Here is a 13,677-nt window from a genome sequence, read left to right on the forward strand (position 1 = left end):
GGTCAAGTCTGACATTCGGACACGGCCTCTTCCGTAGCGGGCCCGCTACGGAAGAGGCCGTGTCCGAATGTCAGACTTGACCCCAATATTATTTGGCGGGTTCGAGGACGGCGGCTTCGAATACCAGCTTCTTGTCTTCCACGCGGAATACACCGATCAGCTCGCCCTCGCTGCCTTTGACGTCGGGATATTGTGTGCAGGTCTGCGTTTCGACCTGCCATTGCTCCTTGCCGGCGCGTAGTGTCCAGACGTTGTCGCCGTTGGACAGCAACTCGATCTCCACATCATCGGCCGGCATCTCGGTCAGCTCCACCCGGCGCAGGCAGTCCGGCAGCCGCTGCATGATCAGCTCGACGTTGCTGTCGCTGCTCCAGAAGTGCTTTTGCGCGCGGTGCAGCGTCAGCGCGTGGTTGCCGGTGCTACCGTCCGCGTAGTACGAGGCCGAGTCGTCGACGCAAGCCGTCAGCAGCAGGGAGGTCAGTACGATCAGGATCTTGCGCATGGGCCTTGGTTCCGTTGGGGGTGAGTGCCAGTGATTGCCGTTCATTATAGCGGCCTCCACCGGCCGGATCGGTTTTGAAGAAGCCAACCACCGCCGCCAGCGCAGCCGCCTGCTCCTGCATGCTTTGCGACGCCGCGGCGGCCTGTTCCACCAGCGCCGCGTTCTGCTGCGTCACCTCGTCCATCTGCGCGATCGCCATGTTGATCTGCTCGATGCCCATGGTCTGCTCCTGGCTGGCCGAGGTGATTTCGCCCATGATGTCGGTCACGCGCTGGATGCTGGCGACGATGTCGCCCATGGTCTGCCCGGCCTCGCCGACCAGCCGCGAGCCATCGTCGACGTTGGCCACCGAGGCCGAGATCAGCTCCTTGATTTCCTTGGCCGCCGCCGCGCTGCGCTGCGCCAGGTTGCGCACCTCGGACGCCACCACCGCGAAGCCACGTCCCTGCTCACCGGCCCGCGCCGCTTCCACCGCCGCGTTCAAGGCCAGGATGTTGGTCTGGAAGGCGATGCCGTCGATCACGCCGATGATGTCGACGATCTTGCGCGACGAGCTGTTGATGCTGCCCATGGTGCTAACCACCCGCGAGACGATGGCGCCGCCCTTGGTCGCCACTTCCGACGCGGTGCACGCCAGCGTGTTGGCCTGGCGCGCGTTGTCGGCGTTCTGCTTGACGGTGCTGGTCAGCTGCTCCATCGAGGAGGCGGTCTGCTCCAGCGAGCTGGCCTGTTCCTCGGTGCGGGTCGACAGGTGCAGGTTGCCGGCCGCGATTTCGTTCGAGGCGGTGGCGATGGTGTCGGTGCCTTGCCGCACCTGGTTGACCACGTTGAGCAGCGTGTCGTTCATCGTCCGCAGCGCGCCCAGCAGGTGGCCGGTCTCGTCGCTGGTGCGGACCTCGATGTGCGACGACAAGTCGCCCGAGGCCACCGTCTCGGCCACGCCGACCGCCGCCGTCAGCGGCACCGTGATCGAGCGGCTGATGAACCAGCCGACCGCGCAGCCTATCGTCATCGCCAGCGCGCCCAGTGCCACCAGCACCTTCTGCGCGGTGCCCAGCGCCGCCTCGACCTCGTCGCCGGCCTGCCTGGTCTGCGCGGTTTCGTAGGCGACGATGTCGTCCAGCACCTTCTGCACATCCTTCAGCGTGGGGCCTGCCACTTGCGTCAGGTAGGTCATGGCCTCCTGGACCTCGCCGTTCTTGCGCAGTTGGATCACCTTGTTGTTCTTGGCCGCGCCGGTCTTGAGCAATTCATCTAGCCGGGCCAGCATGGATTTCTCCTCCTCGTCGCGGACATGGTCGATGAGGATTTTTTTCGCTTCGCCGTAGCGCTTGCGCGACGCGGCAATCTTGTCCAGCTCGGCGTTGACCTCCTCCATGCTGGAGACGACCAGGGTGGTGGTCAGCGACAGCGTGATGCCGCGCACGTTGTCCAGCATGCGGTTGGCCGCATCCACCTTGACGTTCTTGTCGCCGATGATGTCCTGCGTGCGGTGGCCGATGCCGGTCATGGAGCTCAGGCCCAGCACGACGATGGCCACCAGCAGTGCCAGCACGATGCCGAAGCCCAGGCTGAGGCGGGTGCCGATTTTGACGTGGTCGAATGACATAGCGAAACTCCTCTCGTTGAGACGAAAAAAACGGGCATTCAAGAAAACTGGTTTCTCAAAGTGCCCGTTCCTGGCAGCCCTGCCGCGGCGCCTACGCCATCCGCGGCGCTGTGTGCTTAGAAGCGATAGCCGACGCCCACGCCTACCATCAGCGGATCGACCTTCACGCGGCTGACCTTGGCGCCGCTGATGAACACGTCGCTGCGGATCTGCACTTTCTTCACGTCGAAGTTGAGCGACCATTTCTTGTCAATCGCGTAGTCGACGCCCGCTTGCAGCGCCAGGCCGAAGCTGTCATGTTCCAGGCCGCCCTTGCCGCCCAGCAGATCCACCTTGGACATGGTGGTGTAGTTCACACCGGCGCCCAGGTAAGGCTTGAACTGGGTGCTGTTCACGAAGTGATATTGCAGCAGCAGCGTTGGTGGCAGGTGCTTGAAGGTACCGATCTTGGTGCCGTCCAGCGCCACGTCATGTTTTTGCGGATAGGTCAGCACCAGCTCGGCCGCCAGGTTAGGCGAGAAGAAGTAGGAAACGTCGAATTCTGGGATGGTCTTGTTGCTGACGGTCAGGCGGTCGGATGCGCCCACGCCGCCGACTGGATCGGATTTGTCCGCGGTGTCCAGGTGCACGGCGCGCACACGCACCAGCCATGGGGTTTCTTCTGCCATCACGCTGCTGGCTGCAACCAGGCTCAGGGTGGCCAATACTGCTGCTGCTAAGGACTTGCTCATTTCAACCCTCTTTGTCGTTGTGAAGTAACGTAAGCAAGTCTATTGATGCAGCGCAGTAAAAACTTTGATGCAAGTCAAAAAAGAAAATATTTTCCAAATGAGTGTAAGTAATCGCTACAGCGGCGCGACAGAGTCATGCAACACCTACCCAACTTACCTTTCTTGGAGAATCACATGAACCACATCACCCGCATCGCCGCCATGGCCGCCACCGTCGCCACCATGGCCATGTCCGCATCGGCCATCGCCGCCACCTCGACCGTCAGCGCCGACGACACCGTGCACTGCGCCGGCATCAACAGCTGCAAGGGCACCAGCGATTGCGCCACCGCCGAAAACGCCTGCAAGGGCCAGAATTCCTGCAAGGGCCACGGCTTCCTGGCCACCAAGGCCGGCGCCTGCTTCGCCAAAAAAGGCAAGATTGTCGATCTGGACAAGTAATCATTGATGCGGCGCCGGCCCGGCCGGCGCCATCCACACCATGACATCTACATTGCCGTCGCCAGGTTACGGACTTGGCCTGCGCCCCGCGCACTACACCGACATCATCGCCACGCCGCCCGCCGCGACAGGCATCGACTGGTTCGAGATCCTGTCCGAGAACTACATGGTCCCCGGCGGCAAGCCGCTGGCCATGCTGGACCGCATCCGCCGCGACTATCCGATGGTGATGCATGGCGTGTCGATGTCGATCGGCACGCCGCAAGGGCCGTCCGACGACTACTTGCGCGAACTGAAAAAACTGGTGCGGCGCGTCGAGCCGCTGTGGGTCTCTGACCATCTGTGCTGGACCGGAACGCACGGCACGAATATGCACGACCTGTTCCCGCTGCCGTACACCGAGGAGGCCGTCGCCATCGTGGTGCGCAACGTGCGCCGCGTGCAGGACTACCTGGAGCGCCCGCTGTTGCTGGAGAACGTGTCGAGCTACCTGTCCTTCGAGGCGGACACCCTGCAGGAATGGGACTTCGTGGCCGCCGTGGCCGAGGAGTCCGACAGCCTGATTCTGCTGGATGTGAACAACGTCTACGTCAGCAGCGTCAACCACGGTTTCAATCCGATCACTTATCTGGATGCGTTGCCTGCGCGGCGCGTGCAGCAGATCCACCTGGCCGGCCACAGCGTGCAGGAAGGCTGCATCATCGACACCCACGACCAGGCGGTGGCCGATCCGGTGTGGGCCTTGTACGCGCAGGCCCTGCGCCGCTTCGGCAAAGTCGCGACCATGATCGAGCGCGACGACCACATCCCGCCGTTGTCCGAACTGTCGGCCGAGCTGCAACGCGCGCGCGCCCTCGCGGAGTCGCTATGAACACGCTCGATGAAGTGCAGAGCGCCTTCCAGCACTACGTCCTGGCCGACGACGCGCCGGGCGCCATCCACGCCGCCGTGCGCGAGCAGTACGGCTTGAGCGCCACCGCGCGGCTGGCGATCTACCACCGCGCCTACCGCAGCCGCCTGCGGCAGGCATTGTGCGAGGCCTACGACAAAACCTGGACCTACATCGGCGACGACATGTTCGCCGAGCTGGCCAACGGCTACATCGCCGCGCAGCCGTCGCGGCACGCCAACCTGCGCTGGTTCGGCGGCGGCCTGGCCGCACACGCGGCGGCCGCGCTTTCGGACTATCCCTTCATCGCCGAACTGGCGGAACTGGAATGGTCGCTCAGCCTGGCCTTCGACGCGCAGGACGACGCGCCGCTGGCCGCCGCCGACCTGTCGGACGTACCGCCCGAAGCATGGAGCGAGCTGCGATTCGGCTTGCATCCGTCGGTGCATCTGCTGGATATGGAATGGAATGCAGTCGCGCTGTGGCAGGCGCTGGCCGCCAGCACCGAACCGCCGGAGCCGGAACAATCAAACGGCGCCACACACTGGCTGGTGTGGCGCCAGGGCGAGCAGCCGCACTTCCGCTCACTGCCGGTGGTGGAGGCCGATGCCTTGTACCGCATCGCCGAAGGCGCGACCTTCGGCGAGGTCTGCGCGGCCGCCGGCGAGGAAGCGATGCTGGCGCTGGCTGGCTATCTGCAGCACTGGCTGGCGCAAGGCCTGCTGCTCAGGCGTTAGCGAGCCACTCCTTGCAAGCCCGCCACTGGGCCTGCGTCTGCTCGGCCATCGCGGCGGCGGCGTTCAGCATCGGCTCGCGCCAGCCGTCGTCGCGGCCATGTGCGATCAACTCGTCCGCCCCAGCCGCGCCGCGCCGGCCCGCCGCGCGCAACTGGTCCCATGCCAGATTGCAGCCCATGGTGGCGATCACTTCCTCCAGCCGGCTCAGCTTCTTGCCCCACGCATCCAGCGCCACGCGATCCTCCGACGGCTGCAGCCCGCGCAGCACGCACGAGCGGCCGTCCAGCGCGATCGCGTGCAGGAAGGCGTGATCGACCGCCTGCATGTGGTGCTGCGCCGTCACCACGCGGCTAGCCTGGTCCGACCACGCTGGCTGCGTGATCTTCCACGCGGCCAGTCGCGGCGCCAGCGCCGACGGTTTGCATTCCTTGATGTCGAGCAGATAGTTCCCGTCCGGCGAACCCTTGCCCTCGACCAGCACCACAAAGCGCATCAAGCCCAGGCTGCCGGTGCCGGCGATGCGGCGCGCCGCGTCCAGCATGGTGTAGAACCCGGCCTGCTCCTGCTGCGCGGCGAAGCCGGGCAGGAAGGCATCCAGCAGTTCACGCTGGCCAGGCAGCAGCGGCAGCGCCTTCACACCATCGAGGTTCAGGCTGCGGCGCGGCCCCTTGCGCGTGGTGCGCTTGTCGAGGAAGTCGGCACGCTTGCGATCCTGCAGATCGCACAGCAGGTCCCTGACCAGGCCCACGCTGGTCTCGCGCTCGACCCAGCGCGGCTTGCCGTTGGCCAGCGCGGTGCGGTAGGCGTCCAGGCAATGGGCGCTCAACGCCGCCGCCTCGTTGGCCGACACGCGCAGCGCCTCGGCGCCGCACTGGATGCTGGCGAGCAGGCGCACCAGGTCCCAGCTGGCCGGCGCCAGCGCAGCTTCGTCGAAATCGTTTATATCGAAATAGACCTGGCGGTTGTCGCCCTTGTAGCTGCCGAAGTTCTCCACGTGCAGGTCGCCGCAACTCCACGCCAGCGGCGCCTTGCGGAACAACGGCTCGTCGGGCAGCAGCTCGTCGTAGAACAGGTGGTCGGCGCCGCGCAGGAACAGGAAGGCGCTTTGCGCCATCTTGCGATACTTCATGCGCAGCAGTTGCGGATCGCGGTCCTGGTTGTGGGTTTGCAGGGCGGCGATTAGTGCATCGGTATCCATGGGGCCTCCTAGCGGTAGCGCGCCAGGATCTGGTCGATCACGCCCTCCCTGAGCATGGCGTCGATGACCCGGTTGGCGTCGGTGAACGGAACTTGCGATTTGCGCGAGAACGCGCACTGCGCCTTGTAGCTGGAGAACACCAGCTCCGGCCGCAGCTTCAGCGCGGGATGGACCCGCTGCAGATAGACCAGCGTGCTTTCGCCGGCCACCGTGTACGGCGTTTTACCGGCGATCATCTGCTGGACGTTGAGGTCCATGCTGGCCGAGTCGACGCGCGCGAAGCGCTTGCCCAGCACCTGCTCGATGCGCGGATAACGGTAGCCGGCCACGGTGCCCACCGGCTTGTCCTTCAGGTCCTTGAGCGAGCGCAGGCGGGGCGCCTCGGCGCGCGCCACCACCAGTTCGGTATCGGGCAGCAGCGGCGCGCTCCAGTCGTAGTCGCCGTCGATCCAGAACGGCAGCACGTAGCACATGGCGTCCGCGCGGCCGCTGGTGAGGGCGGGCGTCACGCCGGGCACGTCGACGTTGATGTACACCGGGCGCAGGCCCAGGCGCTGCGCCAGCGCGTCCCCCACATCCTTGACGATGCCCCCGTCCAGCGCGCCATTGGTGAAGCGGACGATGGGCATGGTCTGGTCCAGCGGCGCCAGCATCACCAGTTCGCCGGGCCCGGCATGCGCGGCCAGCGGCGACAAGGCCGCCATCAGGATGGAAAGCAGGGACAAAAAGGTTTTCGGCATCGCGTATTCCAGGGGCCCGGGAGACGGATCATTATAGTCTCCGCCGGGTTTAGAGTGCAGCCTCTAATCCCGGCGGCCCACCTTTACCTTTTGCGCCATTGTGCAAGAATGATCAGCACGAACTCATTGAACGGTAATAACAAAAACATCGTGTTCACCCCACTCGTTAGTGCCCTCGCGGCAAGCGCAGTACCCCTCCCCAACACCAGCCTTCCATTTGCCTGCTCGCGACGATAGCTGCGCCAGGCTGCTGCATCCCACAACTTTATCCACAACCGAAAGGTTCGTATGTTTACCCTGCTTGGCAGTGAAGTAACCGTTGTCGTCTGCATTCTCGTCATCGCCGCCCTGATCAAGTTTTCCGGGGCCATCAAGTACATCCCCAACGACCGCGTCGGGGTCATCGAAAAACTCTGGAGCTCGTCCGGCTCCGTGCAAAACGGCCTGCTCGCGCTGAACGGCGAGGCCGGCCTGCAGCCCGAACTGCGCCGCGGCGGCTTCCACTTCTTCGCGCCGTTCCAGTACCGCGTCCACATTCATCCGATGGTGTCGGTCACGCAAGGCACCATCGCCTACGTCTTCGCCCGCGACGGCCTCGACCTGCCGGCCGGCCAGACGCTGGCCGACAACTCGCGCATCGTCGACTTCCGCAACGTCCGTGACTTCCTGCGCGACGGCGGCCAGAAAGGCCCGCAGCGCATGGTGCTGCGCGAAGGTACCCACATCATCAACCCCGCGCTGTTCGTCGTGATGACGGAAGAGACCACCTATTCGATGTCGCTCGACGCGCTGGAAAAAGCCTACTACCAGCAGATGCGCGGCGTGCTCGACGAGCGCGGCGGCTTCAAGCCTGTGGTCATCAAGGAAGTGACCGGCTCGCATGACTCCGACCAGCTGGCCGTGGTGACCGTGCAGGACGGCCCCGGCCTGCTGAAGGACGAGCTGCTGGCGCCCGACGTTGGCGACAGCCACAACGCCTTCCAGGAGCCTGAGAAGTTCCTCGCCGCCGGTGGCCGCCGTGGCCGCCAGGAGCGCGTGCTGGTCGAAGGCACCTACTTCATCAACCGCCTGTTCGCGACGGTGGAGTTCATCAAGAAGACCATCATTCCGGTAGGCTTCGTCGGCGTGGTGGTGTCGTACACGGGCCGCGTGGGTACCGACTTGTCGGGCACCGAATACTCGCACGGCGAGTTGGTGGAAACCGGCTGCCGCGGCGTGTGGCGCGACGCGCTGATGCCGGGCAAATACGCCTTCAACACCTACGCCGGCAAGATCGAGCTGGTACCGACCACGAACTTCGTGCTGATGTGGAAGTCCGGCGAGAGCGGCTCCAACTTCGACAAGAACCTGCGTGAGATCACCTTGATCACCAAGGACGCGTTCGAGCCGCAGCTGCCGCTGTCGGTGGTGGTGCACATCGACTACCGCAAGGCGCCGATGGTGGTGCAGCGTTTCGGCAACGTGGCGCAGCTGGTCGAGCAGACGCTCGATCCGATGGTGTCGTCGTACTTTAAAAACGTCTCGCAGACCAAGACCTTCATCGACCTGATCCAGTCGCGCAGCGAGCTGCAGAACAACGCCTCGACCGACATGAAGCAGCGCTTCCAGGCCTACTCGCTGGAATTCCAGGAGGTGCTGATCGGCACGCCGAAACCCCAGCCCGGCGACAACAAGATCGAGGACATCATGGCCCAGCTGCGCGACCGCCAGATCGCCCGCGAGCAGGTCGAAACCTTCGCGCAGAAGCAGATCGCGGCCGACAAGCAGCGCGAGCTGAACGAGGCCGAACAGCGCGCCGCCAAGCAGAAGGAGCTGACCGGCTCGCTGGTGGACATCTCGATCAAGGAGAACCAAGGTTCGGCCAGCGTCAAGGCCGCCGAGAAGCGCCGCCAGGAAATCGAGGCCCTGGCGCAGGCCGACAAGTTCCGCCAGGAGATGGAAGGCGCCGGCTGCGCCTCGGCGATCCGCTCGGTGGGCGAGGCGGAGGCGGCCGCCATCCAGGCCAAGTCCGAAGCGATGCAGGGCGAGGGCGCGGACAAGCAGCTGATGCAGACCGTAATGCTGCGCCTGGCCGAAGCGTTTGAAACGGCCAAGGTGCCGCTGGTGCCGCAGGTGCAGATGGGCGGCGGCGACAGCAACGCCTTCGGCACGCTGATGGGGCTGATGAGCGCGATGAAAGCCGGCGAACTGACGCAGGCCATCGACAACAAGGGCTGATCTCCCGGCGCGCGCACCATGGCGGTGCGCGCGATTTCCTGTCGGCAAACGGGCGCTACCCGCGCGGCATCGGACGTAGACTGGAATGGTGACCGAACTCTAGCGTCCGGTCCCTAGCGTCTCAACCCAGGAGCCCACCATGACACACACATTGGCAGCAGTATTTGAAACCCGTGCCGAGGCAAACCGAGCCAAGGACGAGCTGATTCACAGCGGCTATGCCGCCGAGAGCATCACCGTGAGCGATTCCGGCAGCGTGGCCGGCACGCCGCGCATCAACGACGACGAATCCATCCTGCACAGCATCAAGCAGATGTTCAGCCAGTTGCTGGGGCGCGAGCACGCGGACCGCCACATCTACGCCGAGGCGCTGAACCGCGGCCACGTGGTGCTGACCGTCCAGACCAACAGCATGGACGCGGCCGACCGCGCGGCCGATATCGTCGACGACTTCAACCCGATCGACATCGACGAACACGAAACCATGTGGCGCGCCAGCGGCTGGACCGGTGGCGAGCTGCTGCGCGGTGGCGGCACCGCCCAGACCGCGCTGGGCGCGCAGCAAAGCGCGCCCGAGCAGCACGGCATCCGTCCGCGCGAGGAAGCGGTGGACTTCGCCCGCTCCGCGCAAGGCTCGCTGACGCAGGGCTCGATGCAGCGCGGCGAGACGGTAGCGCCGACCATGACCGGCGTGAACGCGCCGATCTCGGAACAAAGCACGGTGCAGCGCAGCGGCATGCGCATCTATCCGAGCGCGTCCGCGCCCGCGCCCAACCAGGAAAGCCTGGACATCCTGCGCGGCGACGACAGCGGCGACGACGCTGAATATTTCCGTTCGCATTGGGAGAAGACGCTTTCGTACACCGGCAACACCTACCAGGAATTCGATCCCGCCTACCGCTACGGCGAATCGATGGCCGGCAATCCCGGCTACAAGGACCAGCCGTGGGAAAGCGCTGAACCGACGCTGCGCAGCGAATGGGAAACCCGGCACCCGCAGTCGAACTGGGAAAAATTCAAGGAAGCCGTGCGCGCCGGATGGGAGCGCGTGACGAGGTAGGCCGCGCACCGGCCCGCTGAAGGCGGTACACTGGTTTCCCGCTGAAACCAGGAGTAAAGATTTTGCACAAAAACACCCGCCTTGGATATTGGACCGGAAGCGCCTTGCTTGTTCTGCTGCTCGCAGGCGGGGCCGCCGGCGCGCAAGACAAGCCCGGTGAGCGTCTCGACCACGCCACCGCGCGCGGCGAGAACCTGGCGCAACTGGAGCCGTTGAGGCTAGCCATCGATCAACGTTTGTTGCTGGCACAAGGCGTCGCGCGCGCCAAGTGGAATGTGCACGCGCAGGTCGAGGATCTGCCGCGTGAAGCGCAAGTCATCCGCGCCGCCGTCGCGCAGGGCGCCGCGCTGGGCTTGCCTGCCAGCTGGATCGAAGCCGTGTTCCGTGCCCAGATCGAAGCATCCAAAACCGTGCAGAGGGAACTGTTCGCCCAGTGGCGCACACAACAGGTGGACCACTTCGCCGACGCCCCCGACCTGGCAAAGACCGTACGCCCCGAGCTCGACCGCCTCACCGCACAGATCTTGCGCTCCATGCTGGACAACCAGGCCGTGCTGCGCGACCCCGCGCGCAAATCCGACGTGGCACGCGCCCTCAGTGCGCTTGAAGCAAGAACCCTCAGCCCCGCAGCGGCCGAACAGGCGCTGGCGCCGTTCCAATCGCAGCAATAGTGTTGCGCCTCGCGGCATTGCGTAGTGCAAGCTGCAAGGCGATTGTTGAAGATCAAAAGCGCGACAAGCGGGCATGACATCATCGGCAACCTGTGCGGTAAAAAACTGCGAGGGATGCCACGATGGAAAAGCTGTTGCCTTACTTCGAACGCGAACTAAGCATGCTGCGCCGCTCCGGCGCCGAGTTTGCAAGTCGCTACCCCAAGTTGGCAGGCAGCTTGCAAATGAGTGGCGAAACCTGCGCCGACCCGCATGTCGAACGCCTGATCCAGGCCTCCGCCTTTCTCAACGCCCGCACCGCCAAGCTGCTGGACGATGGCTACGCCAACTTCACCGAAGCGCTGCTGGGCATGCTCTACCCGCACTACCTGCGGCCGATTCCGTCTTGCTCCATCGCCCAGGTCGACTACGGCGGCGCGGCCGGCAACGTCGTCACCAGCGTCACCGTCCTGCCGCGCGGCACGGCGCTCAAGTCGCTGGGACGCGGCGCCGTCAGCTGCCGCTTTCGCAGCGTCTACGATGTGACGGTGGCGCCGGTGGCCATCAGCGCCGCCTGGTTCGAACCCTACATCCAGGCGCCATCGACCTTGCCGCTGCCGGCAGAGGCCGGCTCCGCGATCTGCATCACCATCGACAGCACCGCCACCGCGCGCGGCCTGGCCTCGCTGGAGCTGTCCACCTTGCGCGTCTTCATCGACTGCGACGCCTCGCTGCGGGCCGCCTTGCGGGACATGCTCTTCATGCGCGCCGCCTGCGCCTGCGTGGAGGCGAACGGCCAGTGGCGCCTGCTGGGCGGCATGCCGATCGCCCCGGCAGGCTTCGCCGCCGAGGATGCATTGCTGCCGGCCGCCGCATCCGAGCACAGCGCCTACCGGCTGCTGAGCGAGTACTTCGCCTTCCCTGAAAAATTCGACTTCTTCGACATCGACCTGTCCGCCTTGCTCGCCGCTAGCCCGGCCGATTGCTCGCGGCTGACGCTGCGCATCGCCCTGGCCGACGTCCGGCCCGACGCACCGGCCGCACGCATCCTGCGCACGCTGTCGGCGGAGCATTTGCTGCTCGGCTGCACGCCCGTGATCAACCTCTACCAGCAAGCAGCCACGCCGATCCGCGTCGACCACCGCCGCAGCAGCTACCCGCTGATGCCGGACGAAATGCCGGGCAGCGCCTGCGAGATCTACAGCATCGACACGGTGCAGCTGCTGCGCAAAGCGCCGCAAGGCAATTCGCTCACCGAATTCTTCCCCTACTATTCGCTGCGCCACGGCGAGCAGGACAGCCGCAAAGGCCACTACTGGCTGGCCCATCGCGACGAGGAACTGGCCGACGCCGAAGCCGGCCACGAGTACACCCTCGCACTGCTGGACCGCGACTTCTCGCCGCTGACGCTGGACGAGGGCACGGCATCGGTACGCCTCACCTGCACCAACCGCAACCTGCCGCACGGCCTGCCCTACGGCCGCGCGGCAGGCGACCTCAGCGCCGAAGCGGCCACCGGCGGCTTCCCGATCCGCCTGCTGCGGCGGCCGACGCTGTCCTACCGCCAGCCGGGCGGCGGCAACCGATGGGGACTGATCGCGCAACTGGCCCTGAACCACCGCTCGCTGACACAGGAAGGCTTGCCGGCGCTGACCGCGATGCTGCGGCTGTACGCCCAGCAGGACAGCGCCGTCTCGCAGCGGCAGATCGACGGCGTGATGGCGCTGTCGCAGCAGTCGGCCACCGCATGGGTACGGCAGGCGCGCGGCAAAGCCTACCTGCGCGGCGTGGAAGTGCGGGTATCGCTGGACGAGGAGGCCTATGCCGGCACCGGCGTGCACGCCTTCGCGCAAGTGCTCGACCACCTGTTCGGCCTGCATGTGCACTTGAACAGCTTCACGCAACTGGTCGTGCTGTCCCACGGAAGCGGAAAGGAGTTGCTGCGATGCCTGCCTCGCAACGGCGCACTGACGCTGGCCTGATCGACGTGCTGCTGGCCGAGCCGCACGGCTTCGAGTTCTTCCAGGCCGTGCGTCTGATCGAGCAGGCGCGGCCGCCGCGCCGGCTGCGCTATCGCAACCGGCTGTCGCTGGCCTTCCCGCCGAACCAGATCGAGAACATCAGCAACGACGGCCACGGCCTGATCCGCCTGACGCCCGCCTTCATGGGCCTGCTGGGCAGCCACGGCGCGCTGCCGCTGCACTACTCCGAGCGCATCAACCGCCACGAAAGGACCAGCAACGACGGCGGCCCGCGCGCCTTCCTGGACATGTTGTCGCACCGCTCGCTGTGCATGTTCTACCAGGCATGGGCCAAGCACCGGCCGGAATGCATGACCGCGACGGACGGCGGCGACGGATTTCTCGCGATGCTGCTCGCACTGTCCGGTACGCATGCCGACGGAACCGTCGACCGCGAGACGCTGGCGCGCTACGCGATGCAGCTCCGCAGCCGCAGCGCATCGGCGCCGCTGATGGCGGGCATGTACTCGGAATACTTCAACGTGCGCTTCGTGGTCGAGCAGCTGGTGGGCCAGTGGCAAGCGCTGCCGGCTGCGGACCAGGCACGGCTGGGCGTGGCGCATGTCGACCTGGGCGCGGGCGTGATGCTGGGCCAGCGCACCTACGGCTGCGACGCGCGGGTGCGCCTGCGCATCGGCCCGCTGGACCGGGCGCTGTACGAGGACTTCCTACCCGGCCACAGCGCCGCGCGGCGGCTGGAAGCGATGCTGGGCCTGCACTGCGGCGTGGGCATGACATATGAAGTGCACCTGATCCAGCGGGCCGAGGACATCTCCGCGCTGAGCCTGGATGGCGGATGCAGGCTGGGCGTCAATGCCCGCCTGGTGGACGGGCCGCCGGACCGGGACCGGGAAGAGTTGATGTACCTGCTGCATATCTGAG

At 65.6% G+C, this 13,677-nt stretch carries 13 protein-coding genes; 8 read left to right on the forward strand and 5 right to left on the reverse strand.

What is annotated here, in order from left to right; translation table 11 throughout:
• Positions 1-88 precede the first annotated feature (88 nt).
• The 3 genes from ACUJB0_RS30030 to ACUJB0_RS30040 form a co-directional block, all read right to left on the reverse strand.
• Positions 89-502 (reverse strand): hypothetical protein, encoded by a 414-nt coding sequence (locus ACUJB0_RS30030; RefSeq protein ID WP_444848464.1) that lies wholly within the window; start codon positions 500-502, stop codon positions 89-91.
• A complete protein-coding gene (locus ACUJB0_RS30035; RefSeq protein ID WP_444848465.1) occupies positions 420-2,111 on the reverse strand; it encodes a methyl-accepting chemotaxis protein in 1,692 nt (563 codons plus the stop codon). The genes ACUJB0_RS30030 and ACUJB0_RS30035 overlap by 83 nt, the downstream gene beginning before the upstream one ends.
• Positions 2,112-2,227: 116 nt before the next feature.
• The gene (locus ACUJB0_RS30040; protein WP_444848466.1) at positions 2,228-2,842 is read right to left on the reverse strand and encodes an OmpW/AlkL family protein; all 615 of its coding nucleotides are present in this window, start codon (positions 2,840-2,842) and stop codon (positions 2,228-2,230) included.
• Positions 2,843-3,016: 174 nt separating this feature from the next.
• Between ACUJB0_RS30040 and bufA2 the strand changes: the two genes are divergently transcribed.
• Genes bufA2 through ACUJB0_RS30055 form a run of 3 tightly spaced genes read left to right on the forward strand, consistent with a single transcriptional unit; the run spans position 3,017 to position 4,909 of the window.
• A complete protein-coding gene (gene bufA2, locus ACUJB0_RS30045) occupies positions 3,017-3,283 on the forward strand; it encodes a BufA2 family periplasmic bufferin-type metallophore (RefSeq protein WP_117015655.1) in 267 nt (88 codons plus the stop codon).
• Between the two features lie 40 nt (positions 3,284-3,323).
• Complete coding sequence (gene bufB / locus ACUJB0_RS30050) at positions 3,324-4,154, forward strand: MNIO family bufferin maturase (RefSeq protein ID WP_444848467.1); 831 nt, start codon at positions 3,324-3,326, stop codon at positions 4,152-4,154.
• The gene (locus ACUJB0_RS30055; protein ID WP_444848468.1) at positions 4,151-4,909 is read left to right on the forward strand and encodes an HvfC/BufC family peptide modification chaperone; all 759 of its coding nucleotides are present in this window, start codon (positions 4,151-4,153) and stop codon (positions 4,907-4,909) included. The genes bufB and ACUJB0_RS30055 overlap by 4 nt, the downstream gene beginning before the upstream one ends.
• On the opposite strand, the gene ACUJB0_RS30060 is transcribed toward ACUJB0_RS30055, so the two are convergent.
• Entirely contained in the window at positions 4,899-6,107 is a 1,209-nt protein-coding gene (locus ACUJB0_RS30060; RefSeq protein ID WP_444848469.1) for a DUF2252 domain-containing protein, read from the reverse strand. The genes ACUJB0_RS30055 and ACUJB0_RS30060 overlap by 11 nt on opposite strands.
• Positions 6,108-6,115: 8 nt before the next feature.
• Entirely contained in the window at positions 6,116-6,847 is a 732-nt protein-coding gene (locus ACUJB0_RS30065; protein WP_444848470.1) for a substrate-binding periplasmic protein, read from the reverse strand.
• Between the two features lie 288 nt (positions 6,848-7,135).
• Between ACUJB0_RS30065 and ACUJB0_RS30070 the strand changes: the two genes are divergently transcribed.
• From ACUJB0_RS30070 to tssG, 5 genes are all read left to right on the forward strand, one after another.
• A complete protein-coding gene (locus ACUJB0_RS30070) occupies positions 7,136-9,064 on the forward strand; it encodes an SPFH domain-containing protein (protein ID WP_444848471.1) in 1,929 nt (642 codons plus the stop codon).
• A gap of 139 nt (positions 9,065-9,203) precedes the next feature.
• Positions 9,204-10,124 (forward strand): hypothetical protein, encoded by a 921-nt coding sequence (locus tag ACUJB0_RS30075; protein ID WP_444848472.1) that lies wholly within the window; start codon positions 9,204-9,206, stop codon positions 10,122-10,124.
• Between the two features lie 104 nt (positions 10,125-10,228).
• Positions 10,229-10,795 carry a gamma subclass chorismate mutase AroQ gene (aroQ, locus tag ACUJB0_RS30080; protein WP_444848473.1) on the forward strand — a complete coding sequence of 189 codons (567 nt, stop codon included), beginning with the start codon at positions 10,229-10,231 and terminating at the stop codon, positions 10,793-10,795.
• Positions 10,796-10,917: 122 nt separating this feature from the next.
• Positions 10,918-12,756: a type VI secretion system baseplate subunit TssF gene (gene tssF / locus ACUJB0_RS30085; RefSeq protein ID WP_444848474.1), complete on the forward strand. Its 1,839-nt coding sequence runs from the start codon at positions 10,918-10,920 to the stop codon at positions 12,754-12,756.
• A complete protein-coding gene (gene tssG, locus ACUJB0_RS30090) occupies positions 12,720-13,676 on the forward strand; it encodes a type VI secretion system baseplate subunit TssG (protein ID WP_444848475.1) in 957 nt (318 codons plus the stop codon). Before tssF ends, tssG begins: the two co-directional genes overlap by 37 nt.
• The last annotated feature ends 1 nt before the right edge of the window (position 13,677 follow it).

The sequence above is a fragment of the Duganella caerulea genome (assembly GCF_040362985.1).
Lineage (GTDB): Bacteria > Pseudomonadota > Gammaproteobacteria > Burkholderiales > Burkholderiaceae_D > Rugamonas > Rugamonas vulcania.